Annotated in this window: 23 protein-coding genes; 14 read left to right on the forward strand and 9 right to left on the reverse strand. The window is 57.6% G+C overall.

What is annotated here, in order from left to right:
* Positions 1–11: 11 nt before the first annotated feature.
* The 3 genes from topA to tldD form a co-directional block, all read right to left on the reverse strand.
* A complete protein-coding gene (gene topA, locus ACR0KG_RS05225) occupies positions 12–2,630 on the reverse strand; it encodes a type I DNA topoisomerase (protein ID WP_480546453.1) in 2,619 nt (872 codons plus the stop codon).
* Between the two features lie 152 nt (positions 2,631–2,782).
* Positions 2,783–3,916 carry a DNA-processing protein DprA gene (dprA, locus tag ACR0KG_RS05230; RefSeq protein WP_480826679.1) on the reverse strand — a complete coding sequence of 378 codons (1,134 nt, stop codon included), beginning with the start codon at positions 3,914–3,916 and terminating at the stop codon, positions 2,783–2,785.
* 236 nt (positions 3,917–4,152) lie between these two features.
* Positions 4,153–5,574 (reverse strand): metalloprotease TldD, encoded by a 1,422-nt coding sequence (gene tldD, locus ACR0KG_RS05235; protein ID WP_480546455.1) that lies wholly within the window; start codon positions 5,572–5,574, stop codon positions 4,153–4,155.
* A 176-nt stretch (positions 5,575–5,750) separates the two neighbouring features.
* Here tldD and coxB point away from each other — a divergent pair, with 176 nt between their 5' ends.
* From coxB to ACR0KG_RS05290, 11 genes are all read left to right on the forward strand, one after another.
* On the forward strand, positions 5,751–6,662 hold the full coding sequence (gene coxB, locus ACR0KG_RS05240; RefSeq protein ID WP_480546456.1) for a cytochrome c oxidase subunit II: 912 nt from the start codon (positions 5,751–5,753) through the stop codon (positions 6,660–6,662).
* A gap of 86 nt (positions 6,663–6,748) precedes the next feature.
* Entirely contained in the window at positions 6,749–7,699 is a 951-nt protein-coding gene (cyoE, locus tag ACR0KG_RS05245; protein WP_480546457.1) for a heme o synthase, read from the forward strand.
* A complete protein-coding gene (locus ACR0KG_RS05250; protein WP_170530980.1) occupies positions 7,696–7,857 on the forward strand; it encodes a hypothetical protein in 162 nt (53 codons plus the stop codon). Before cyoE ends, ACR0KG_RS05250 begins: the two co-directional genes overlap by 4 nt.
* Positions 7,857–8,432 (forward strand): cytochrome c oxidase assembly protein, encoded by a 576-nt coding sequence (locus tag ACR0KG_RS05255; RefSeq protein ID WP_480546459.1) that lies wholly within the window; start codon positions 7,857–7,859, stop codon positions 8,430–8,432. The genes ACR0KG_RS05250 and ACR0KG_RS05255 overlap by 1 nt, the downstream gene beginning before the upstream one ends.
* Positions 8,433–8,454: 22 nt before the next feature.
* On the forward strand, positions 8,455–9,270 hold the full coding sequence (locus tag ACR0KG_RS05260) for a cytochrome c oxidase subunit 3 (protein WP_170530976.1): 816 nt from the start codon (positions 8,455–8,457) through the stop codon (positions 9,268–9,270).
* A gap of 155 nt (positions 9,271–9,425) precedes the next feature.
* Positions 9,426–10,103 carry an SURF1 family protein gene (locus ACR0KG_RS05265; protein ID WP_480546461.1) on the forward strand — a complete coding sequence of 226 codons (678 nt, stop codon included), beginning with the start codon at positions 9,426–9,428 and terminating at the stop codon, positions 10,101–10,103.
* Complete coding sequence (thrC, locus tag ACR0KG_RS05270) at positions 10,100–11,488, forward strand: threonine synthase (RefSeq protein WP_480546463.1); 1,389 nt, start codon at positions 10,100–10,102, stop codon at positions 11,486–11,488. Before ACR0KG_RS05265 ends, thrC begins: the two co-directional genes overlap by 4 nt.
* Entirely contained in the window at positions 11,485–12,747 is a 1,263-nt protein-coding gene (locus ACR0KG_RS05275; RefSeq protein WP_480546465.1) for a M16 family metallopeptidase, read from the forward strand. Before thrC ends, ACR0KG_RS05275 begins: the two co-directional genes overlap by 4 nt.
* Positions 12,747–13,331: a GNAT family N-acetyltransferase gene (locus tag ACR0KG_RS05280; RefSeq protein WP_480547284.1), complete on the forward strand. Its 585-nt coding sequence runs from the start codon at positions 12,747–12,749 to the stop codon at positions 13,329–13,331. The genes ACR0KG_RS05275 and ACR0KG_RS05280 overlap by 1 nt, the downstream gene beginning before the upstream one ends.
* A 158-nt stretch (positions 13,332–13,489) precedes the next feature.
* Entirely contained in the window at positions 13,490–14,308 is an 819-nt protein-coding gene (locus ACR0KG_RS05285) for an MBL fold metallo-hydrolase (protein WP_480826680.1), read from the forward strand.
* Positions 14,309–14,346: 38 nt separating this feature from the next.
* The gene (locus ACR0KG_RS05290) at positions 14,347–15,762 is read left to right on the forward strand and encodes an FAD-binding oxidoreductase (RefSeq protein ID WP_480826681.1); all 1,416 of its coding nucleotides are present in this window, start codon (positions 14,347–14,349) and stop codon (positions 15,760–15,762) included.
* Between the two features lie 39 nt (positions 15,763–15,801).
* Here ACR0KG_RS05290 and ACR0KG_RS05295 read toward each other — a convergent pair whose 3' ends face one another.
* Both ACR0KG_RS05295 and ACR0KG_RS05300 read right to left on the reverse strand, forming a co-directional pair.
* Positions 15,802–16,284, reverse strand: a complete 483-nt coding sequence (locus tag ACR0KG_RS05295) for a fasciclin domain-containing protein (RefSeq protein WP_480542072.1) — start codon at positions 16,282–16,284, stop codon at positions 15,802–15,804.
* A gap of 169 nt (positions 16,285–16,453) precedes the next feature.
* The gene (locus ACR0KG_RS05300) at positions 16,454–16,993 is read right to left on the reverse strand and encodes an adenine phosphoribosyltransferase (RefSeq protein WP_353013691.1); all 540 of its coding nucleotides are present in this window, start codon (positions 16,991–16,993) and stop codon (positions 16,454–16,456) included.
* Positions 16,994–17,318: 325 nt separating this feature from the next.
* On the opposite strand from ACR0KG_RS05300, the gene ACR0KG_RS05305 reads away from it, so the two are divergent.
* The gene (locus tag ACR0KG_RS05305) at positions 17,319–17,492 is read left to right on the forward strand and encodes a hypothetical protein (RefSeq protein ID WP_170354960.1); all 174 of its coding nucleotides are present in this window, start codon (positions 17,319–17,321) and stop codon (positions 17,490–17,492) included.
* 1 nt (position 17,493) lies between these two features.
* Here the strand turns inward: ACR0KG_RS05305 and ACR0KG_RS05310 are convergent, their stop codons facing one another.
* The gene (locus tag ACR0KG_RS05310) at positions 17,494–18,123 is read right to left on the reverse strand and encodes a LysE family translocator (RefSeq protein WP_480546473.1); all 630 of its coding nucleotides are present in this window, start codon (positions 18,121–18,123) and stop codon (positions 17,494–17,496) included.
* A gap of 264 nt (positions 18,124–18,387) precedes the next feature.
* Here ACR0KG_RS05310 and ACR0KG_RS05315 point away from each other — a divergent pair, with 264 nt between their 5' ends.
* Positions 18,388–19,095, forward strand: coding sequence for a hypothetical protein (locus tag ACR0KG_RS05315; protein WP_480826682.1), 708 nt, complete (start codon positions 18,388–18,390; stop codon positions 19,093–19,095).
* A gap of 33 nt (positions 19,096–19,128) precedes the next feature.
* Here the strand turns inward: ACR0KG_RS05315 and ACR0KG_RS05320 are convergent, their stop codons facing one another.
* Positions 19,129–20,001, reverse strand: coding sequence for an S-methyl-5'-thioadenosine phosphorylase (locus ACR0KG_RS05320; protein WP_480546476.1), 873 nt, complete (start codon positions 19,999–20,001; stop codon positions 19,129–19,131).
* 214 nt (positions 20,002–20,215) lie between these two features.
* On the opposite strand from ACR0KG_RS05320, the gene ACR0KG_RS05325 reads away from it, so the two are divergent.
* Positions 20,216–21,850 (forward strand): SulP family inorganic anion transporter, encoded by a 1,635-nt coding sequence (locus ACR0KG_RS05325; RefSeq protein WP_480546477.1) that lies wholly within the window; start codon positions 20,216–20,218, stop codon positions 21,848–21,850.
* A gap of 32 nt (positions 21,851–21,882) precedes the next feature.
* Here ACR0KG_RS05325 and ACR0KG_RS05330 read toward each other — a convergent pair whose 3' ends face one another.
* Complete coding sequence (locus ACR0KG_RS05330; RefSeq protein ID WP_480546479.1) at positions 21,883–22,521, reverse strand: CatB-related O-acetyltransferase; 639 nt, start codon at positions 22,519–22,521, stop codon at positions 21,883–21,885.
* Positions 22,521–23,126: a flavin reductase family protein gene (locus ACR0KG_RS05335; RefSeq protein WP_480826683.1), complete on the reverse strand. Its 606-nt coding sequence runs from the start codon at positions 23,124–23,126 to the stop codon at positions 22,521–22,523. The genes ACR0KG_RS05330 and ACR0KG_RS05335 overlap by 1 nt, the downstream gene beginning before the upstream one ends.
* Positions 23,127–23,144: the final 18 nt, after the last annotated feature.

The following is a 23,144-nucleotide window of genomic DNA, read 5'->3' on the forward strand; positions in this document are numbered from 1 at the left end:
GGTATTTCTACCTACCCGGCCGCCTTTTTGGCGGTCTTCTTGGTGGCGGCCTTCTTTTTGGGTGCCGCCTTTTTCTTGGTGCCTTTCTTGGCTGCGCGCTCGTTGACCAGTTCAACGGCCATTTCTTGCGTCACATCTTCGGGCTTGATGTCTTTGGGGATTGTCGCATTGACCTTTTCCCACTTCACATATGGACCATAGCGCCCGTCCAGCACCTGCATCACACCGCCATCGGGGTGCTCGCCCAGCTCTTTCAGCGGTTTTGCAGCGGCGCGGCGCCCGCGACCCGGATTGGCGCGCTTTTCGGCCAACAGTTCGACGGCACGGTTCATGCCGATTTCGAACACATCATTTGGGTCTTTGAGATTGGCATAGACCGGCTTGGCCTCATCGGCCAATTGATGCATCAGATATGGTCCGAAGCGACCGAAGTTTGAACTGATCATGCCACCCTCGGGGTGCTCGCCGATCTGGCGGGGCAGGGACAACAACGTCAGGGCCTTCTCAAGGTCCATGTCGTCCTTGCTCCATCCACGCGGCAGAGAGGCGCGCGGGGGCTTCTTATTCTCAGGCGTCGGTTCGCCGCGTTGAACATAAGGGCCGAACCGTCCGGATTTCAGCCAGATCTCATCACCTGCGTCTTCACCCAGTAAACGTTCATCACCTTCTGCGCCTTCACCAGCGATGGGTCGTGTGTAGGTGCATTCGGGATAGTTGCCACATCCAACGAACCCGCCCGTGCGAGAGGTTTTCAGATGCAATTGCCCAGTCCCGCATTTTGGGCAGATACGCGGATCTGACCCGTCTTCGCGCGGTGGATACAGCTGAGGCGCAAGCGCTTCGTCCAGCTTGTCCAGCACTTCGGAAATCCGCAACTCTGACGTCTCGCCAATCGCAGCCGAGAAATCACGCCAGAACTTGCCCAGAAGGTCCTTGTAGTCGCGGTCTCCTGCGCTGACGTCGTCCAGTTCCTCTTCCAGATTGGCCGTGAACTCATAACCCACATATTGGCGGAAGAAGTTCAGCAGGAAGATTGTGACGATCCGGCCCTTTTCTTCGGGGATCAGCCGGTTCTTGTCTTTGCGCACATATTCGCGGTCCTGAATCGTGGTCACGATCGAGGCATAAGTCGAGGGTCGCCCGATCCCCAACTCTTCCATGCGCTTGACCAATGTGGCCTCGGTATAACGTGGCGGAGGTTGGGTGTGGTGCTGCAGCGCCAGAACGGATTCGTTATCGGACAGGATGGCAGCCTTGTCTTCTGCCTTTGAAGCCTGACCTTTTAGCGAGGTTTTGGCAAATGGCGCCGGATCGCCCTGCATGATCTGTGGCAGGCGCTTTTCGTCATCATCGGCAACGTCGTCGCGACCTTCCTCATAAACACGCATGAAGCCGTCAAACAGAACAACCTGACCGGTGGCGCGCAGGCCCACCTGTCCATCGTCGCTGCCGATCTCAACCGTGGTTCGTTCAAGGCGTGCCGCCGCCATTTGGCAGGCGATCGTGCGTTTCCAGATCAGATCATACAGTTTGCGCTGATCCTCGTCGGTGACTTTCAGAGCCTTGGCATCGCGCGTCATATCCGTTGGTCGGATACATTCATGCGCTTCCTGTGCGTTTTTGGCCTTGTTTTTATACATACGTGGGCTGTCCGGCACGTATTCGCTGCCATACCTTTCGGCTATGGTGTCGCGCGTGGCAGCCACGGCTTCGGGGGCCATATCGATGCCGTCGGTCCGCATATAGGTAATGTAGCCCGCCTCATACAGCCGCTGCGCCACTTGCATCGCGTGACGCGCACCCATGCCGAATTTGCGGCTGGCCTCTTGTTGCAGGGTCGAGGTCATGAAGGGCGCGCTGGGGTTGCGGGCTGCCGGTTTCGCCTCGACCGAGGTCACACTGAGTGCACGGCTGGTGATCGCCTGAACCGCCAGTTCCGCCTGCGTGGCATTGGCCAGATCGTGTTTGTCGAGCTTTTTACCCGCTAAGGTGACCAGACGCGCCTCGTAGGTCTGGCCCCGTGGGGTTTCGAACAGCGCCCGGACCGACCAGTATTCGACTGGCTTGAACGCTTCGATCTCCATCTCGCGTTCGACGATCAGGCGCAGACAGACAGATTGCACGCGGCCTGCCGACCGGGCACCCGGCAGTTTGCGCCACAGAACCGGAGATAGGTTGAACCCCACAAGATAGTCCAGCGCGCGGCGCGCCAGATAGGCCTCGACCAGCGGCATGTCGACCTGGCGTGGGTTCTGCATTGCCTCGGTCACGGCCTCTTTGGTGATGGCGTTGAAGGTTACCCGGCTGACAGGCGTGTCTTTCTTGATCGAGCGGCGCTTGGTCAGTGCTTCTTGCAGGTGCCAACTGATCGCCTCGCCCTCACGATCCGGGTCAGTGGCAAGGATCAGCGCATTATCTTCTTTCAAGGCATCGGCGATGGCTTTGACATGTTTGCGGCTGTCATTGCCGACTTCCCATGTCATAGAAAATTCATGGTCCGGATCGACCGATCCATCCTTTGGTGGCAGGTCGCGAACGTGCCCGTATGAGGCCAAAACCGTGTAGTCCGGACCAAGATACTTATTGATCGTTTTGGCTTTGGCCGGAGATTCTACAACAACTACGGGCATTTAAGATGAATCCTTGCTCGACAGACTTTGCGCGTTTTATGGCCGTGCAAGATGTGTGCGACAAGATCGAATTGTCAATGCGTTCCTTTGGCGTCTAGGCTGATGCGCGGTTTCTCATCGCCCCACACGGTCTGAGCCAGCAGGTTTGTCGGTTAACTGGCCAATGACAACAGCCCGCCGGGCTGGCGTTGAATCCGCCCTTCCAGCTCCAGATCAACAAGGACCGGGCCAATCTCGCCCGCGGTTGCGGCGATGTCGCGGATCAGCTGGTCTTCGGCTATGGGGGACGGGCCCAGGCGCAGCAATACCTGATCATGCAAAACCGCTGATTTTGTAGGGGCAGGGGCGGCCGTTTCGCCCCTTGCTTCGGCTTGGGGGAACAGTTTGGGCTGCTGTGGTGGCAGCGCGTCGATCACATCATCGGCGGATCTGACCAGCGTCGCCCCGTCTCGGATCAGTAGATTGCATCCGGCGGCACGTGCATCGAACGGGTGCCCGGGCACTGCAAGAACCTCACGGCCTTGGTCTAACGCGTCCCGGGCCGTGATCAGGCTGCCGGATTTTGCTGCAGCTTCAACCACTACAACAGCCTGAGCCAGCCCTGATATGATCCGGTTGCGGCGCGGGAAGTGCCGCGCCTGTGGTGTGACACCGACGGGTTGCTCAGATAGCCTTAGGCCCTTGGTCGCAATAGTGTGGGCGAGTTCTGTATTCTCGGCCGGGTAGATGACATCGACACCGCCCGCCATGACAGCGATTGTCCCTGTTTCAAGCGATGTCATATGCGCTGCGGTATCGATGCCGCGTGCCAAGCCCGACACGATAACATAGTTTTTTTGCCCTAGCTCCTTCGCCAACCCGCGCGCCATCCGCGCGCCGAGTGATGAACAGTTGCGGGCCCCAACCATCGCAATTGCGGGTTTATGCAAAAGTGAAACATCGCCAATTGCCCATAGCATCGGCGGGGCATCATTCAGATCGTTCAATGCCTGTGGAAAATCAGCGGCCCCAAGGCACAAAAGCCGCGCTTTGGCGGCCTTTGCGGCCTTGAGCTCCGCCTCAATCACGCCGGGGGGGCAGATTTCATACCCGTCTATTCCGGCAGCGCGTGCCATTTCCGGCAGCGCGGCCAGCGCATTCTGCGCCGAGCCATGTTCACGCAGCAGCCGGCGAAACGTTGCGGGGCCAACTTTGCGTGAGCGCAACAGACGAAGCCAGGAAAACCGGTCCTCTTCCGTGGTGGGTGGGAGTGGGGGGTGATTGGAAGAAAGCTGCTCTTCGGTCATCCGATGCTCCGCCTGATTGCAAAACTGGTTTACGTCAGGGCGGGTTAACAGCCTGTAAATCGATGAAAATTTGCTGCGTTTCGATCGCATCTATTAGCGCAATTTGCCACTATTCATTTGATAATAAAACACAAATTCATGCAAGTTTTCAGTGCGCATTTAGCTGACTACCCAAAATACGCAACCACGCGGGAAGGCTGCATTAACCTCGAATAGCCGGAAATGACGATTTCGACTCAGGTGGCAGAGCCGCCAATGGTCAGCCCATCCATCAAAACGGTGGGTTGACCGACCCCCACAGGAACCCATTGACCGTCTTTTCCGCAGGTGCCCATGCCCGGGTCCAGCGCCATGTCATTACCCAATCCTCGGATACGTTTCAGGGCCGAGGGGCCGTCTCCGATCAGGGTGGCGCCTTTTACCGGAGCGCCGATTTTGCCGTTTTCGACGCGGTAGGCCTCGGTGCACGAAAAAACGAATTTGCCATTGGTTATGTCCACCTGACCACCGCCAAAGCCGACGGCCCATATACCATCTTTGATATCCGCGACCAAAGCAGCCGGATCGTCCTGGCCCCCGAGCATGATGGTGTTTGTCATTCGTGGCATCGGTTTATGTGCATAGCTTTGGCGACGTCCGTTGCCGGTTGGCGCGACCCCCATCAGGCGTGCGTTCTGGCGATCCTGCATATAGCCGGTCAGGACACCGTCTTCGATCAACACGGTGCGTGAACTGGGCGTGCCTTCATCATCCACGGTGATCGAGCCGCGTCGATCTGCGATAGTGCCATCGTCCACAACAGTCACACCCTTTGACGCAATCTGCTGTCCCATCAGCCCCGCAAAAGCCGAGCTGCCCTTGCGATTAAAATCACCTTCGAGCCCATGACCAATGGCTTCGTGCAGCAAGATACCCGGCCAGCCGGGTCCGAGAGCGACCTCCATGACACCAGCGGGGGCGGGTACCGCTTCCAGATTGACCAGCGCAATCCGCAAAGCCTCGCGTGCCTTGTTCTGCCAGTCGGCGGGATCGATCAGCCCGCTTAGGCCAACGCGTCCGCCGCCGCCAGCTGAGCCGCTTTCGCGGCGGCCGTTTTGCTCGACGATGACCGAGATGTTCACCCGAGTCATCGGACGCACGTCGCGCACCTGTATGCCGTCGGGGCGCAGAATTTCGACCTCTTGCACGGTTGCCGCGATTGTGGCGCTGACTTGTACAACGCGCGGGTCCAACCCCCGGGCAAAGGCATCAATCTCGCGCAGCGTGTCGATCTTTACAGGAAAGGTGGCGGATTCGATCGGATCCTCGTCCGTGTAAAGCCGAGTGTTTGTGGCGCGCGGAGCTTCGGCGAGCGTCCCGCCACCATCGCCGACAGCAAGGCGCGCGGTTTCGGCTGCACGCTTCAGAGCAGGGATCGAAACATCCGTAGAATGCGCGTAGCCGGCCACTTCGCCTTGGACCGCGCGCAAACCAAACCCCTCAGATGCATCATAAGATGCGGTGCGCAACCGCCCGTCATCAAAAACAAGCGATTCCGATTTTCGGCGCTCAACAAATAGCTCTCCGTCCTCGGCCCCGGCGGTTGCCGATTGCAAAACTGCCAGCGCTTCGTCCTGCGGAAGTGCGCTTTCAAAGGGGCGAAACGGGGCTTGAGTCATGGGTTGGAACCTTTCGGGTTTGATCCAGATCAAAAATAGCGTCTGTTTGACGCAAGCATTTTGCTTTATCTACCCGACGGAATATGGTTTTTAACGCGGCCAAAGACAACGGGAGAGGTGCGACCGATTCACACCTTTTCGCGAGAGACGCAAAGATCAAACGATCAGGACAGAACATGAAGAATGCTTTGATGCTTTCGGGGTTGATGACAGCCCTCTCCAGCCTTCCCGCCATGGCTCAGGACCTTGAGATCATTGGTAAGCCGGTCGATGGCGGCCTTGGGTTCCAGCCCGCGGCGACCAGCCTTGCGGAAGGCATTCACAGGTTGGACAACATGATTCTGGTGATCATCACCGCAATCTGTATCTTTGTGGCGGCTCTGCTTGTCTATTGCATCGTGCGCTATAATTCGCGCGTCAACCCGACCCCGGCGCGCTTTTCGCACTATACCCCGGTCGAGATCGCATGGACCTTGGGCCCCATCATTATCCTGGTCTTTATCGGCGCGTTTTCGCTGCCGGTTCTGTTCAAACAGCAGGAAATCCCTGAAGGCGATGTGGTGATTAAGGTTGTGGGCAATCAGTGGTACTGGACCTACGAATATGTCGACCACGACTTTGCCTTTGACAGCTACCTGCTGGGCCACCCGGCGACCCTGGACGAAGGTGCCCGCCCCGCAGATGCGGATGTCACGCCGTTTGTTCTGGATGATGCAATGCGCGCGAAGCTGGCCGATTCCGGATATAGTGATGACGAATGGCTGCTGGCAACTGACACTGCCGTGGTCGTTCCGGTAGGTAAGATCGTTGTCATGCAGGTGACCGCATCTGACGTGATCCATTCCTGGACGATCCCCTCTTTCGGCGTGAAGCAGGACGGTGTGCCCGGACGTTTGGCTGAACTGTGGTTCGAAGCCGAAAAAGAAGGCGTCTACTTTGGCCAGTGCTCGGAGCTCTGCGGCAAGGACCACGCCTATATGCCGATCACCGTAAAGGTGGTCAGCGAAGAGGCATATGAAGAGTGGCTTAAGGGTGCCATTGATGAGTATGCGGAGCTGCCGCAAGCCTATCAGGTGGCCTCGAACTGATAGCCATCTGGGTGGGATAAGCCCATCCGCCACGAACGAGCAAGCTGCGCGGACCATCGCGCAGCCTTCGCCCTAAAGGACCTGAAATGACCGACGCAAGCATCAATGCCAGCATTGCGGCCGCAAAGGCGGACGAGGCCAGCTTTGGCGACTACTTCGCCTTGCTGAAGCCGCGTGTCATGTCGTTGGTTGTCTTCACGGCTCTGGTTGGTCTGCTGGCAGCGCCAACCCCCGTACATCCCTTTGTGGGCTTTTGTGCGATTCTGTTCATCGCCATCGGTGGCGGTGCCTCTGGTGCGCTGAACATGTGGTGGGACGCAGATATCGACCGCGTTATGAAGCGCACCAAGGGCCGCCCGATCCCGTCAGGAAAGGTGGATGCGGGTGAGGCGCTGGCGCTGGGCCTGACGTTGTCGGGCCTGTCGGTGATCATGCTGGGGCTGGCAACCAACTGGTTTGCGGGTGCATTTCTGGCCTTCACCATCTTCTTTTATGTTGTCGTCTATACTATGTGGCTGAAACGCACGACGCCGCAGAACATTGTCATTGGCGGCGCTGCGGGTGCGTTCCCGCCGGTGATCGGCTGGGTTGCCGCGACCGGCACGATGTCGATTGAGCCCTGGCTGATGTTCGCCCTGACCTTCATGTGGACACCTCCGCATTTCTGGGCGCTGGCGCTGTTCATGCGTTCGGACTATGACGATGCGGGCGTGCCGATGCTAACCGTGACCCATGGCCGCAAATCGACTCGATGGCATATCCTGGCCTATACCGTTCTGCTGGCCCTGCTGGCTGTCGGCACCGCGTTTTCGGGCATCGGCGGGCCGATTTACCTGACGGTCGCCATCATCCTCAACGCGTTGTTCCTGCGCGGTGCCTGGCAGATTTTGCGGCGCACTGAAGATGACGCAGAGGCGGATAACTTCAGGGTTGAGCGCTCTTTCTTCAAGCTGTCGCTGATTTATCTGTTCCTTCACTTCGGTGCCATTCTGGTTGAGGCGCTTCTGAAGCCTTACGGTTTAGGAGGATGGTCATGAGTCTGCGCAAAAGCCACGAATTGCATCAGCGCCGTTTTGGCCGCAATCTTGGCGTCGGCCTGACGCTGGCAGCGTTTATCGTGATCATCTTCGGCCTGACGGTTGTGAAAGTATCCGGTACTGATTTCGGTATGGCCACGCAGGAGGTGCAGAACTGATGGCGATGTCTGGTCCACGGAAAACGGTTTTGCAAACCGTCGGGGTCGTTATCCTGATGGGCAGCCTAGCATGGGCGGCGGTGCCGTTCTACGATTGGTTCTGCCGCGTAACCGGTTTTGGTGGTACAACGGGTGTGGCTGAGGCCGCCCCTGATGACATTCTGGACCGCACGATCACTGTGCGCTTTGACGCCTCCAAAGCCAAGGATATGGCGTGGGAGTTCAAGCCCATCGAACGTGAGATGGAAGTGCGCATCGGCGAGACAGGGTTGGCCTTCTACGAGGCCTACAATCCGACCGATCGCCCGATTGCCGGGCAGGCATCCTACAATGTCGCGCCCTATTCAGCAGGCGGGTATTTCCAGAAGATCGCTTGTTTCTGCTTTGAGGAACAGGTGCTGCAGCCCGGCGAACGGGTTGAGATGCCGGTAACCTTCTTCGTCGACCCTGAAATGGTCGAGGATCTGGAAGCAAAGTATGTGCATACGATCACTCTGTCGTATACATTCTACGAAATTGACCTGCCCGAGGGCTATGCAGCCCTGGACGCGCAGGCAGATACAAATACGAACTAACGCCTTTAGGTGAGGGACACTGATGGCACACGCAAAAGACCATGATTACCACATTCTGAACCCCTCAATCTGGCCGCTTGTCGGCGCGATTGGGGGCTTTGTGATGCTGTTCGGAGCCGTCCTGTGGATGCATGGCATCACGCCATGGATGTTCTGGGCCGGTTTGGTGGCTGTTCTGTACACCATGTTTGCCTGGTGGTCCGAAGTCGTGGTCGAAAGCCGTCAAGGCGATCACACGCCGGTCGTGCGCATCGGCCTGCGCTATGGCTTCATCCTGTTTGTGATGTCCGAGGTGATGTTCTTCTTTGCCTGGTTCTGGTCGTTCTTCAAGCATCGGATGTATCCGATGTATGACTATGCGGGCACCGAATACATCCAACCGGATATCCATGCGGTTGACCCGTTCCATCTGCCGCTGATCAACACTCTGGTCCTGCTGCTGTCCGGGTGTGCGATCACCTGGGCCCACCATGCGCTAGTGCATGACAATGACCGCAAGGCACTGATCAACGGTCTGGCCATCGGTATCGTTCTGGGCATCGCCTTTACCGCGTTGCAGGCGTTTGAATATTACGAGTTGCTGGCCCACGAAGACTGGGTCTTCGGCGGCGATCAGTTCTACTCGAACTTCTTCATGGCGACCGGTTTCCACGGCGCGCACGTGATCATCGGCACAATCTTCCTATCGGTCTGCCTGATCCGCGCACTCAAGGGCGACTTTACCCCCGAAAAACACGTGGGTTTCGAGGCTGCCGCCTGGTACTGGCACTTTGTTGACGTTGTCTGGCTGTTCCTGTTCTTCGCCGTCTACATCTGGGGCCAAGCTCCGCTGATGTGACGCCGGCCAGGTGATCCAATTGCAAAAGCCGCCCTTTGGGGCGGCTTTTTCTCTATCCGGGGCGCAAGATTGCGCCCCATACAATTGCGTGGTTGCATTTCGGTGCACGCGCCCCTTAACAAGACGCCGGTTCCTGCAATGAGCGATCATCCAATATGCGCCGTACTTTGTTTCTGCTGATCTTCGGTTTCGCTGGTTTGGGCGTGCTGTTGTCGCTGGGCATCTGGCAGGTGCAGCGCTTGGCCTGGAAACAGGAGGTGCTGGCTGAAATCGAAGCGCGCATTTCCGCAGCTCCGATTGGCTTGCCGTCGCAGATTTCCGAAAGCGAACACAAGTATCTGCCAGTTTCGGTTTCTGGGGAAATGCAGCCCGGCGAGATCCACGTTCTGGTCTCAGTCAAGCAGGTTGGGGCCGGGTATCGCATCATCCAGTCGTTCGGCACCCAGGATCGGACCATTCTGGTGGACCGAGGGTTTGTACCCACGACGGCCAAACAGACCGACCGTTTGACCGGCCCGATGGAAGTGACAGGCAACCTGCATTGGCCCGATGAGATCGACAGCTATACGCCCGATGCCGATATCGACAGCAACATCTGGTTCGCCCGCGACGTGCCCAATCTGGCTGTCGCTCTGGGGGCCGAGCCGATCTTGCTGATCGCCCGGTCTCAGACCGATCCGGGCGTGACGCCGCTGCCGGTCGACACGGCCGGGATTCCTAATGATCACCTGCAATATGCAATCACATGGTTTGGACTGGCCCTCGTCTGGGCCGCGATGACCGGATACTTCCTGTGGCGCAATCGCGCACCTTCTGAGAGTGACCCGCAATGAAATACATCTCGACCCGTGGCCAAGCGCCTGAACTGAGCTTTGAAGAGGCGATGCTGACCGGGCTGGCCCGTGATGGTGGCCTGTACCTGCCCGCTGAAATCCCGACGCTCAGCCATAACGAGATCGCCGCCATGGCCGGTCTGTCCTACGAGGAGATCGCGTTCCGCGTGATGTGGCCCTATGTCAGCGGCTCCTTCGCAGAGGATGAGTTCAAACAGATCATCGCCCGCGCCTACGAAGGCTTCGGCCACGACGCCCGCGCGCCGCTGAAGCAGTTGAACGAAAACCACTTCCTGTTGGAGCTGTTCCACGGACCCACTCTGGCCTTCAAGGACTTCGCCATGCAGCTGATCGGTCAGCTGTTCCAGGTGGCCCTGAAACGCCGCAACGACCGTGTGACCATCGTTGGCGCGACCAGTGGCGACACCGGCTCGGCCGCGATTGAGGCATTCCGGGGGCTGGATGCGGTGGATGTTTTCATCCTCTATCCGCATGGACGGGTGTCTGAGGTGCAGCGCCGCCAGATGACGACGCCAGCGGATAGCAATGTCCATGCGCTCGCCGTGGATGGCGATTTTGACGACTGTCAGGCCGCATTGAAGGACATGTTCAACGATTTCGATTTCCGGGATGAGGTCAAACTGGCGGGCGTGAACTCGATCAACTTTGCCCGTGTTTTGGCGCAGATCGTCTACTACTTTTCGGCCGCTGTCAGCCTGGGCGCCCCGCATCGCAAGGTCAGCTTCACCGTGCCCACGGGCAATTTCGGAGACATCTTTGCAGGCTATCTGGCCAAACGCATGGGACTACCCATCGACCGTCTGGTCGTGGCGACCAACCAGAACGACATTCTGCACCGCTGTCTATCGGGTGAGGGCTATTTCAAAGGCGAGACTATCCCCTCGATCAGCCCGTCGATGGACATCCAGGTCAGCTCAAACTTCGAACGCGCGCTCTACTACGCCTATGGCGAGGATGGCAGCGCGGTCGCTCAGTTGATGGATGAGCTGAAATCCGGTGGCTTCAACGTCAGCCAAGGCGCGATGGAAGCACTGCGCGATAGTTTTGACTCGGGTCGCGTGTCCGAAGACGAAACACTGGAGACGATTAAGCACACCTTGGCCCACAGCGCCGAACTGGTCTGTCCACACTCGGCGGTGGGGATCAAGGTCGCTGAAGAGCACCGGACAGCGGATGTGCCGATGATCACTCTGGCCACCGCGCACCCGGCGAAATTCCCGGCAGCGGTCGAGACGGCGAGCGGCGAACATCCGCCTCTTCCATCCCGCATGTCTGATCTGTATGAACGTCCGGAACGGGTGACGCGGATTGCCAATGATCTGGGTGCCCTCGAGGATCATATCAGAAGGCATATCGCTGAGTGACAGTCAGACAAGACCAGCTGAAGAACGGGTTTCGTATCGTCAGTGAACATATGCCGGGGCTGCAGTCGGCGGCCATCGGTATCTGGGTAACCGCCGGCGGGCGGCATGAGCGGATCGAACAGAACGGGATCGCGCATTTCCTTGAGCATATGGCCTTCAAGGGAACCGAGCGGCGTTCTTCACTGCAAATCGCCGAGGCGATCGAGGATGTGGGCGGGTATATCAACGCTTATACCTCGCGCGAGGTGACAGCCTATTACGCCCGTGTTCTGAAGGACGATGTGGCGCTGGCGATGGACGTGATCGGTGACATCGTTCTGAATCCAGTATTTGATCCGCGCGAGATCGAGGTTGAACGAGGCGTGATCCTGCAGGAAATCGGTCAGGCCTATGACACGCCCGACGATGTGATTTTCGACTGGCTGCAGGAACAAAGCTATCACGATCAGCCGCTGGGCCGTACCATCCTCGGTCCGTCGGAACGGGTGAGTTCCTTCTCCCGAGAGGATCTTTCAGGCTTCGTGGCCGAGCACTATGGTCCCGAACAAATGATCCTGTCTGCGGCAGGCGCTGTCGACCACGACGCTCTGATGAAAATGGCCGAAGAGATGTTTGGCCATCTGCAGCCGCGCAAAGGATTGATCCCCGAAGCCGCCCGCTTCACCGGTGGTGAAGCTCGGCAAGAAAAGGATCTGGAGCAGGCGCATTTTGCGTTGGCGCTGGAAAGCCCAGGCTATCGCGATGATGGGATCTATACCGCCCAGATCTATTCGACGGCGTTGGGCGGCGGTATGTCCTCGCGCCTGTTCCAGGAAGTGCGCGAGTCGCGCGGGCTTTGCTACACGATCTTTGCGCAGACCGGGGCCTATGCGGATACCGGCACGACCACGATTTACGCGGGTACGTCGGCAGATCAGGTCGCAGAGCTGGCAACGATCACGATAGACGAGATGAAGCGCGCGGCCGATGACATGAGCGAAGAAGAGGTTGCTCGTGCCCGTGCGCAAATGAAAGCCGGGATGCTGATGGGGCTGGAAAGCCCCTCGAACCGGGCTGAGCGTCTGGCGCGTCTGGTGCAGATCTGGGGGCGGGTGCCCTCGCTTGAGGATACTGTTGCCAAGATCGACGCGGTCAGCACCGAGGACGTGCGGGCCTTTGCCGAACAGATGGCAGCACGCGCACCAGCCGCTTTGGCGTTGTATGGTCCTGTCTCTGGTGCGCCTTCACTGGCTGATCTGCAGGAGAGGCGTGCGGCGTGATGCTGTTGGGCAGACGCAAGCTGAAACTCGAAACCGAGCGGCTGAGCTTGCGACCGCCCGTGCATTCTGATTTCAGCACCTGGACTGCGCTGCGCCGGGCGTCGAAAGATTATCTCACGCCGTGGGAGCCGATTTGGGCTAAGGACCACCTGAGCCGGAAGTCCTTTACCAACCGGGTCTATTGGGCCCAGCGGTCTGTGGCCAGTGGCACAGCAGTCCCGCTGTTTTTGTTTCGACGCGAAGATGATGTGCTGGTGGGTGCGATCACGCTGGACAATATTCGGCGCGGCCCTGCGCAGGCTGGCACGTTGGGCTATTGGACAGGTCAGGCCTTTGCGCGCAACGGGTATATGCGCGAAGCGATTGGCGCGATGGTGCACCACGCTTTCACGCGGCTGGATCTGAGCCGGATTGAAGCGGCTTGCCTGCCCGAGAATGCAGCCTCTCGGGGATTGTTGGAAAGTTCCGGGTTCAAATATGAAGGCGTTGCGCAATCGTATTTGCAGATCAATGGCCGGTGGCGGACGCATGTGTTGTATGCCAGCTTACGATCAGACCGGCGCGGCAAGACCGACGCGGGGTAGGGGGCTCTGCCCCCGTCGCGGCAAGCCGCAACTCCCCCGGGATATTTTTGGCCAGATGAAGCAGGGGATAGATTGCGCGAAGCCGGTGGTAACTCGTGAGGGTGGGACCGCGCAGCAAAAAGGCATGACTTGGTGGCGTTCTGCGCTACAGTTGGACCATGCGCTGGTTTGTTGCAGCATTGATGGTAATCTCAAGTGGGGCGGTTGCGCAGGAGCGGCGGCCAAGCCATTGCATCGCCATCGCTGATGCGGCACCTGGAATTGAATATGTCTACAAGGCCGCCTGGCAGGACCCTGTGCCGGAGTATTCGGTGCGGATCAGCTATGTGGCGCATGCGTCGTTTTTGATCCAAACGCGAGGCGGCTTGAACGCTGTCACAGATTTCACTGGTTTCATCGGTGGCGCCGATCTGATCCCGGACGTCGTCACAATGAACCATGCGCATAGCACGCATTGGACGGCAAACCCTGATCCTGCAATCCCGCATGTCCTGCCGGGATGGGGGGAATTTGGTCAGGGCATTGATCATCACCTTGATCTGGGTGAATTGCTTGTGCGGAATGTTTCTACCGATATTCGGTCTGCCTATGGCGGGGTTGAAGAGCGGGGGAATTCTATCTTTGTGTTCGAAGTCGAGGGCCTTTGCATCGGCCATTTGGGGCATCTGCACCATGTACCATCAGACGCGCAATTTGCGGCCCTTGGGCGGCTGGATGTGGTCATGGCTGCCGTGGATGGGGGCACGACCATGCCTTTGCCGGATATGATTGCGGTTCTGAAGCGGCTGGAAAGCTCGGTCATCATTCCTATGCATTGGTTTTCCGGTTTCTCGCTGGATCGTTTCCTGGTGGATATCCGGGATGATTTCCCGGTTGTGCGCGAGGGGGTATCAGAGATCACCGTCTCGCTGCGCTCGTTGCCGGATCGGCCAACCGTCGTGGTGCTTGAACCGGAATATCTGATTGATCTGGAATAAGGCTTGTGGGTGCTGCGCACCTTGGGCAAGTAGAACCTATGACCCTGAACTCTGCCGATGAGCGAATTGCGGACCTGATCCGGGCCTCTGTGGGCATTGATGTGCTGCGCCCGATCGCAGAGCGGTATCTGGAAGAACCACGCGGCCGATTTACCGGGCAGGCGGGGCTGCTGGCATTGCCGCGCACAGTAGAAGAGGTATCCGCGCTTGTCCGCTTGGCGTCTGATGAGGCGGTTGCCGTACTGCCCTTTGGTGGTGGCACAGGTTTGGTTGGCGGGCAGGTGATGAGCGATGGCCCAGCACCGCTGTTGATATCGTTGGAACGCATGACTGCGATCCGAGAGGTCTATCCCACGGAAAACGTCATGATTGTCGAAGCAGGTGCCATTCTGTCGGATGTTCAAGCCACAGCTGAGGCGGTGGATCGATTGTTTCCCTTATCGCTGGCCGCGCAGGGCTCTTGCCGGATTGGTGGCAACCTTGCGACCAATGCGGGCGGCGTCAATGTGCTGCGCTATGGGAACGCCCGCGATCTGTGTCTTGGTCTTGAAGCCGTATTGCCAAGTGGAGAGATCTGGCATGGTCTTAGCCGATTGCGGAAGGACAATACCGGTTATGATCTGCGCAACCTTCTGATCGGGTCCGAAGGAACGTTGGGGATCATTACGGCGGCGTCACTGAAGCTGTATCCGCAACCCGCGGCAACTGGGACGGCGATGTTTCAGGTGGCCTCCCCCGCGGCTGCGATTGACTTGCTCGCCGTAGCGCTGGATCAGGTGGGCGAGGTGGTCAGCACATTCGAACTGGTCCATCGGCAGGGGTTTGACTTTCTGGCAGAGGTTTTGCCGGATGTACGCCAGCCCTTTGAAACCGCGCCGGATTGGTCGGTTTTGATCGAATTGGGGCTGCCGAAGGGGCAGGATCCCATTGAGGCGCTGGAGGCCTTGTTCAGTACCGCAAACGCAAGGGGTTTGGTCGATGACGGGGTGGTGGCGCAAAGCGAAACACAACGCCAGGAGCTTTGGGCTGTTCGTGAACGTATTCCCGAAGCCAATCGCCTGATTGGGTCGGTGTCCAGCCACGACATTTCCGTACCGATCTCGGCAATCCCTGAGTTCATCCAGCACGGGGCCGAGATCATCAGTGCATTGGGACCGTTTCGTATCAATTGTTTTGGTCATCTGGGGGATGGCAACCTGCACTACAACGTGTTTCCTCCCAAGGGACAAAACCGTTCGGACTTTGCAGAAGATCGCATGGTGGTCAAACAGGCCGTTCACGAGCTCGTCCATGCGTTTGAGGGCTCAGTGAGTGCAGAACATGGCGTCGGGCGCTTGAAGACCGATGATCTGGAACGGTTTTCCGACCCAGCCAAATTGTCTGCAATGCGTACGATCAAGGCCGCTATGGACCCTAAAGGGATCATGAACCCTGGCGCGGTTCTCAAGGCATGATCACGGCCCAGGTATAACCGGGCCGTGATCCAAAGTCGCTTACGACGCCGGCAGGATCACCTTGTCGATGACGTGGATGACGCCGTTTGACGTTTCAATGTCGGCCTGAACCACATTTGCGTCATTGACCATTACGCCCGAATCCAGATCGATGGTGATATCGCCGCCTTGAACGGTGGCTGCCGTCATGTCGTCAGACAGATCGCCAGACATCACTTTGCCCGGAACAACGTGATAAGTCAGAACTGCCACCAGTTGGTCTTTGTTTTCCGGCTTCAGCAGGTCTGCAACAGTGCCCTCGGGCAGGGCCGCAAAGGCCTCATCTGTTGGGGCAAACACGGTGAACGGGCCTTCGCCTTTCAGCGTTTCAACCAGTTCGGCGGCTTGCACAGCAGCAACGAGTGTTTCAAAGCTGCCAGCGGCGACAGCGGTGTCCACGATGTCTTTGCCGTGGCCATCGGCCATGGCCGAGGTGCTGAAAAGGATTGTTGCAACACTTGCGGCGGCGAATTTGCGGAACATAACGTAGTCTCCCTAAATTGGGATGCTCTCAGTAGCATCACACGGGATACGGTCAGCTAAGGAAAAAGATCACAGCAAACGTGCAAAGAATTGGCTTGAAAACTGCCTTACCCGGGCTAAGCCCGCGCCATTTCAAATTTCCACTCAAAAATAAGTGATTTCTTTCGGGTCAGAGCCCTTCGAACTCACACAGAACATGCACATCCATTCCCATCTCTTCCAGCACTTTCCGGCCGCCAAGTTCGGGCAGGTCGATAATGAACGAGCACGAGACGATCTCGCCCCCCAACCGTTCGATCAACTTGATCCCGGCAGCAGCGGTGCCGCCGGTAGCCAGCAGATCGTCGACGACTAGGATTTTCTCACCCGGTTGGATGGCATCATCGTGAATTTCGACAATGGCCTCGCCGTATTCCAGCTTGTAGTCCTGACTGATTGTGGTGCCAGGCAGCTTGCCCTTTTTGCGAATGGGCACAAATCCAACGCTCAGCTGATGCGCAATTGCGCCGCCCAAAATGAACCCTCGCGCTTCAAGCCCGACGACTTTATCAATGCGCTCACCTGCGTAAGGGTGCAGCATTTGGTCGATGGCCATGCGAAAGCCACGTGGGTCGGCAAACAGGGTCGTCACATCGCGGAACATGATCCCTTCATGCGGGAAATCGACGATGGTCCGGATGTAATCTTTGACCGTTTTGGTTCTGGACATGAGGCAACCCTTTGGCGACAAAACACCCGGCGGTGTTTGGCCTATCAGGGCTAACCATGCAAGAAAAGACTGCGCGATTGTGCCTATTTGCGGCTTTTAGAAACGGCGTTTGGCAGGCTGTAGTAGCGGTACAAAGCAGCCGGCAGCCACGACAGGTGTGGTTTGCGCCAATTGCGCTGATCTCGCAAAAGAAATGCTTGGGCGGTATGAAGGTTCATTGCCATAATCCTTTTTTTATTGTTAGGTGCACGATATCTACAACCTCTATGCTGTGTATATACATTGCATCGCGTAGAGAATCAAGGTTTTGACGGGAATAAGACGCGTGGCGAAGAAAGACGGTAAAGGTTCTACTAAGAAAAACAGTCAGTTAGTGCTGCGTCTGGATAAGGATGAACGCGATGCATTTGTTGAGCTGTGCAAAGAGCTGGACACCTCGGCCGCACGCGAAATTCGCCGCTTCATTCGCGGTTTCATGAAAGAAAACGCCGAAGACTAGCCTAGGCTGGGCGGCGCAAGACAGCGGTCGCCAGCCCCATTCCGATCAACGCGACCCCTCCGAACCGTGTCAGGGCAGTGATCACACCTACGCGTCCCACCATCATTCGCAACCGATCTGCCAGCAACGCATAGGCCAGTGCATTCAGCGCGGCGAGGCCGACGAAAGTAGCGATCAGGATGACAAACTGAGGACCCAGCGGGTCTGTGGGGCGTATGAACTGTGGCACAAAGGCGATGAAGAACGCGATGGATTTCGGGTTCAGGGCCGTGACAGCGGCGGCGTGTCCAAAAACGCTGCGCGTAGTGACATCGCGGCCCGTTTCCACCGGGGCTAGCCCGCCGGACGGCGCGCTGCGCAGCAGCTTGATCCCAAGCCAAACCAGATAGGCTGCGCCGATCCACTTCAGAATGGAAAAGAGCGTGGCCGACGCCAGCACCAAAGCGCCCAAGCCCAACAGCGATGCTGTCATGGCAATCAAATCGCCCAAAGCCACCCCGGTCGCCGAAGCCACCGCCACGCTGCGCCCTTTGGACAGAGCGTAGCTGAGCACAAGCAGAACGGTCGGTCCTGGAATAAGAAGCAGGGCGGTGGATGCGGCAACGAAAGCCAGCCAGAGGTCTAGGGACATGTATCAACCTATTTCTGAAAGCAATGGCATCAGCTAGGGCTCTACTAGCCCCAAAGTCAACCTGAAGAACCCCGCCAAACCAAGCCAGGTTTGGGCAAGATTCGCCTATTGTCTACACATATGCTAAATTAGCCTCCTATTTTAAGGTGGAGATTTTAGTATGAAACGTTTTGCAGTGGGGCTTTTGCTCCTGACTTTGTTTGTTCCAGAACATGTTGCTGCTGATGGCTGTCCCGAGGGATACTCGGACTGCGGAGGTAATTTATGCTGCCCCACGGTGCAGCCATGAAACTGTCATCTGTACTGGAAACCCTACGCAAGCGCGCGGTCTACTTGGTGGTTGTGGCGGGAATAATCGCGGTGTTTTCGTTCTGCGCACCCTTGATCCTTGACGCGGACGAGGCTGACTTGCGCTATGATCGGAACAGTATCCCGGCCAATTGGCTGGGCAGCCCAAAACCGGGTGATGCATATGCGTTTGATCACTCGACAGGAGAATTTGCGTCGATCAAGCTGTGCACGTTGCATGTGGCGGATGACTACCCGATCGCACCGGTCAGTTTTGCTGGCATCAACGAATGGGGAAAAGGCCTGAATGATGCGATTTCGCAAGTTGGACAGTTTGTTGGCGAGAAGATTCTGACTGGCATGAACCTGGAGGACGCAGATGTCGTCTGGGAGTTCAACAAGATCTATCGCAGCGATGAACTGAATTCAAAGCTGGAACAAAGTTGTCTGGACCGCGTGATCGAGCATGTGCGGATGCCGGATCAGTCTGTGTTCATCGTAGATATGGTCTATTTTGATCGGGACACTCCGGATCAGCCCGCACTTGTGCAATTGTCACGCTCCAGCATTATCCCAAAGGATTGCGGTGCGCTGTGTGTGAAGACTGCGCCCAAACATCAGGTGCTTAGGATCAGCTGGTTGACGCGAAAGAAAGCCGATTGGGAACTGGTGCGCATCGAATAGCCAGGTTGGCGTGATCGAAACGGCATTGATAGCCTAAAGTACCCGGCCTGCCACCGCATCTAGCTTGGACAGCAAGGCAGGATCACGCTTCTCTGGGGCTGTTAGGATCGCATATTCCAGCGCCCTGTCGCAGCCATGCGGGCAGGGTGCGCGCTCAGCCCCTAACAGAGCGGGCAAGCCTTTGACCAGCGCCCGGCCTTTCTCGGCATTGCCGGTCAGGGTCGCGATGATTGCGGTGACATCGACCTCGCCATGGTCTGGGTGCCAGCTATCATAATCCGTGACCATCGCAATCGAGGCATAACAAAGTTCGGCTTCACGGGCGAGCTTCGCCTCGGGCATATTGGTCATTCCAATTACATCACAACCCCATTGCTCGCGATACATCTTGGATTCGGCTAGGGTCGAGAACTGAGGCCCCTCCATCGCCAGATAAGTACCGCCGCGATGGATGGTGATGCCTGCGGCCTTGCCAGCTGTCTCACACGCATCGCTTAGGCGCGGGCAAGTTGGGTGGGCAACGCTGACATGGGCAACGCAGCCTGTGCCAAAAAAACTTTTATCACGCGCAAAGGTCCGGTCGATGAACTGATCGACGATCACGAAATCTCCGGGTGCCATGTGTTCCCGAAACGAACCGCAGGCCGAGACCGAGATGACATCAGTCACCTTTAGACGCTTCAGAGCGTCGATATTCGCACGATAGGGCACCTCGGTTGGTGAATGCACGTGCCCACGTCCGTGACGAGGTAGAAAGGCCATCTCGACGCCGTTCAGCGATCCGGTAAGGATCTGATCCGAGGCGGCACCCCAAGGGGTATCAACCGTGACCCATTCTGCATTTTCCAGCCCATCGATGTCATAAATGCCCGATCCTCCGATGACGGCGATTTTGGTTTGGGTCACGTTCGGCCTCCGATGCGAATTTCTGATACCCGATTTCTGCGGGGCGGCGCGCGAATTGGCAAGTGCAGTCAACTGTTTGTGTGCAACACCGGGCAAACCTTACCAAGCCATGCGCCTAGCGCATAGCGGGTTCCCGATAATGCGGTATCTCAGCCAGGGCTTACCCGGTAGAAGGCCCCTTTCGCGCGAACATAACGACCCACAGGACCGTCCCATGCCCCGAGCCATGCTGGCAAGCTTTGCCAACCGTATAGCCAAACCCGATCTGCGTTGGGTACCAGATGAGGGGTTGACCGTCTCGCGCCTGCGGATCGAGCTGTTGTCGGGTCTGACCGTTGCGCTGGCGTTGGTTCCGGAAGCCGTGGCTTTTGCGTTTGTTGCGGGCGTTCATCCGCTTGTGGGCCTCTACGCGGCCTTCCTAGTCGGTCTAATCACCGCCCTGATCGGTGGCCGCCCCGGTATGATTTCGGGTGCAACGGGTGCTCTGGCGGTGGTCATGGTGGCCTTGGTGGCGCAGCATGGGGTGGAATATCTGTTCGCGACCGTTGTTCTGATGGGCATCTTGCAGGTCATCGCAGGTGCGATGCACTGGGGCCGCTTCATTCGCCTTGTGCCGCATCCGGTGATGCTGGGCTTTGTGAACGGTCTGGCCATCGTGATCTTTTTGGCCCAGATGGGTCAGTTCAAAGTGCCCGGAACCATGGAAAATACCGGCCACGGTATGAGCGGCGGTGAATGGCTGTCGGGACTTCAGCTTTACACCATGCTGGGTCTTGTGGCGCTGACCATGGCGGTGATCTGGGTGATGCCGCGCATCACGCGCATCATCCCTGCGCCTCTGGCTGGTATTCTGGTCGTTGCGGCGCTTGTGATCGGTTTGGGTCTGGATGTTCCGCGCGTTGGCGATTTGGCGTCAATCGAGGGTGGCCTGCCCGCTTTCCACATTCCGATGGTTCCGCTGAACTGGGAAACCTTTGAGATCATTCTACCCTACGCTGTTATTCTGGCGGCCATTGGCTTGATCGAATCCCTGCTGACCCTGAACCTGGTGGGCGAGATCACTGGCAAACGCGGTGGAGCCTCGCAGGAATGTATCGCACAAGGCGCGTCGAATATCGTAACTGGTTTTTTTGGCGGCATGGGCGGCTGCGCGATGATCGGGCAGTCGATGATTAACGTAAAATCCGGCGGCCGCACGCGGATTGCAGGGATCGCTGCGGCTTTGTTCCTGCTAATCTTTATCCTATTTGCCTCGCCTTTGATCGAACAAATCCCGCTGGCCGCACTGGTTGGCGTGATGTTCATGGTGGTGATCGGCACCTTCGCCTGGAACTCGTTCAAGATCATGCGGAAGGTGCCGTTGACGGATGCCTTCGTCATCGTGCTGGTCACGGTTGTGACGGTGATGGAAGACCTCGCGGTTGCGGTGGTTGTTGGCGTGATCGTCTCAGCGCTGGCCTATGCGTGGAACAACGCAAAGCGCATCCATGCTATCACGCGCGACTCGGAGACTGAAAAAGGTGCTAAGGTTTATGAAATCCAAGGCCCGCTGTTTTTCGGATCGTCTGACGGTTTCGTTGAATTGTTTGATGTATCAAACGACCCTGACACCGTGATTGTTGACTTTGCAGAAAGCCGGGTGGTGGATCAATCAGCCTTGCAGGCCATCGAAAACATCGCTGGTAAATACGAGGCTGCCGGCAAACGCGTCATGTTGCGCCATCTCAGCCGAGACTGCCACAGGCTGCTCAACAAGGCCGGTCACCTGATGGTCGATAGCGATGATGACCCGGATTACGGTCTGGCTGTCGACTACTCTGTGCGAACCGGAATTCTGGGCGGCCACTGATCCCAAAAGGCGGCCATGGTGGCCGCCTTTCCTTAGTGCGCGATACGTTCCAAGGCATCAACATCGCCTGAAATCAGCGCATCTTCGGCGCGCTTGATCTGTTCGGCGGGCCAATTCCACCACTCCAAGGCAAGCAACCGCTCGATGATGTCGGACGGAAACCTAAACTTCCGAACCTCGGCAGGGTTACCCGTTGCGATGCCATATGGCGGGATCGTGCCGCGCACCACCGATCCGGCACCAATGATCGCCCCGTCCCCTATCCTCGCGCCCGGCAGGATCAGGGCACCGTAACCGATCCAGACATCATTGCCGATTACGGTGTCTCGCGTGTCTGGCTGATACTCCAACAGCTTCTCGGGATCAAAAACCGGGAAGGGATAGCACGTCACCCCATCCATCGCATGGTTGGCAGATGACGTTATGAATCGAACACCGTGGGCGAACTGACAGAACTTACCAATCACGAGTCGTTCGCGGGAAAACGGAAATAGAAACGGAGCCAGGCGAGCGGCCCAATCCGTTGGCGCGTCGAAATCCGAGGCATAGCTGTAGTCACCTGCTTCAATGCAAGGATGATCAATGGCCTGGTTCAGGAACACAGTCCCCGGATGTTCGGTTCCATTGGGCAGGGTCACCGGGTATCGGCGTGAGGCGTGGGGCAGGGGCATTACTCATCGGGCCTAGATAGGCTGAACACTTCGGACACCACGGAATAGTCGCGGTATCCAAGTCGTGCCAGGGGTTGAAACGAGGTCACGTCGAACTTGCCATCCTTCATACAGTCATCGCGCAAATGCACGCCGATGACCTCGCCAAAAACAACCCGGTTTGCTTCGCCTGGCAGGGTGACGATCTGGGTCAGTTTGCATTCAAGCGCCGCCGGGGCATTGGCGACCCGCGCACAGGGGATGGTTTCGCATTCTTCCGGCGTGAGGCCCGCATGGTGAAACTCATCCGTGTCTTTCGGTAGTGCGGCCGAGCTTGCGTTCATGGCATCCTGATGGGCCTGAGCCACAATGTTCACGCAGAACACACCGGTTGCTTCGATATTAGCAACGCTGTCTTTGGTTCCATCCTGATCCGGCTTAGACGCCGTTGAGGCGAACATAACCTGCGGCGGGTTATAGGCGACAGCGTTGAAGAAGGAGTAAGGGGCCAGATTGTTGATCCCATCAGCACTGCGCGTTGATATCCACCCGATCGGGCGTGGGGTGACGATGGCGTTGAATGGATTATGCGGCAGTCCGTGGCCGTCTTCGGGGCGATAGAACATATTGTCTCCAAGCGTTTG

The sequence above is a fragment of the Ruegeria sp. H4 genome (assembly GCF_056533065.1).

Excerpts from the sequence above, each read along its gene's own strand:
- dprA (WP_480826679.1), bottom strand. The coding sequence starts at position 3,916 with ATGACCGAAGAGCAGCTTTCTTCCAATCACCCCCCACTCCCACCCACC.
- coxB (WP_480546456.1), top strand. The coding sequence starts at position 5,751 with ATGAAGAATGCTTTGATGCTTTCGGGGTTGATGACAGCCCTCTCCAGC.
- cyoE (WP_480546457.1), top strand. The coding sequence starts at position 6,749 with ATGACCGACGCAAGCATCAATGCCAGCATTGCGGCCGCAAAGGCGGAC.
- ACR0KG_RS05280 (WP_480547284.1), top strand. The coding sequence starts at position 12,747 with ATGCTGTTGGGCAGACGCAAGCTGAAACTCGAAACCGAGCGGCTGAGC.
- ACR0KG_RS05255 (WP_480546459.1), top strand. The coding sequence starts at position 7,857 with ATGGCGATGTCTGGTCCACGGAAAACGGTTTTGCAAACCGTCGGGGTC.
- thrC (WP_480546463.1), top strand. The coding sequence starts at position 10,100 with ATGAAATACATCTCGACCCGTGGCCAAGCGCCTGAACTGAGCTTTGAA.
- ACR0KG_RS05285 (WP_480826680.1), top strand. The coding sequence starts at position 13,490 with ATGCGCTGGTTTGTTGCAGCATTGATGGTAATCTCAAGTGGGGCGGTT.
- ACR0KG_RS05290 (WP_480826681.1), top strand. The coding sequence starts at position 14,347 with ATGACCCTGAACTCTGCCGATGAGCGAATTGCGGACCTGATCCGGGCC.
- topA (WP_480546453.1), bottom strand. The coding sequence starts at position 2,630 with ATGCCCGTAGTTGTTGTAGAATCTCCGGCCAAAGCCAAAACGATCAAT.
- ACR0KG_RS05335 (WP_480826683.1), bottom strand. The coding sequence starts at position 23,126 with ATGTTCTATCGCCCCGAAGACGGCCACGGACTGCCGCATAATCCATTC.
- ACR0KG_RS05300 (WP_353013691.1), bottom strand. The coding sequence starts at position 16,993 with ATGTCCAGAACCAAAACGGTCAAAGATTACATCCGGACCATCGTCGAT.
- ACR0KG_RS05315 (WP_480826682.1), top strand. The coding sequence starts at position 18,388 with ATGCTGCCCCACGGTGCAGCCATGAAACTGTCATCTGTACTGGAAACC.
- ACR0KG_RS05250 (WP_170530980.1), top strand. The coding sequence starts at position 7,696 with ATGAGTCTGCGCAAAAGCCACGAATTGCATCAGCGCCGTTTTGGCCGC.
- ACR0KG_RS05325 (WP_480546477.1), top strand. The coding sequence starts at position 20,216 with ATGCCCCGAGCCATGCTGGCAAGCTTTGCCAACCGTATAGCCAAACCC.
- ACR0KG_RS05260 (WP_170530976.1), top strand. The coding sequence starts at position 8,455 with ATGGCACACGCAAAAGACCATGATTACCACATTCTGAACCCCTCAATC.
- ACR0KG_RS05330 (WP_480546479.1), bottom strand. The coding sequence starts at position 22,521 with ATGCCCCTGCCCCACGCCTCACGCCGATACCCGGTGACCCTGCCCAAT.
- tldD (WP_480546455.1), bottom strand. The coding sequence starts at position 5,574 with ATGACTCAAGCCCCGTTTCGCCCCTTTGAAAGCGCACTTCCGCAGGAC.
- ACR0KG_RS05265 (WP_480546461.1), top strand. The coding sequence starts at position 9,426 with ATGCGCCGTACTTTGTTTCTGCTGATCTTCGGTTTCGCTGGTTTGGGC.
- ACR0KG_RS05310 (WP_480546473.1), bottom strand. The coding sequence starts at position 18,123 with ATGTCCCTAGACCTCTGGCTGGCTTTCGTTGCCGCATCCACCGCCCTG.
- ACR0KG_RS05295 (WP_480542072.1), bottom strand. The coding sequence starts at position 16,284 with ATGTTCCGCAAATTCGCCGCCGCAAGTGTTGCAACAATCCTTTTCAGC.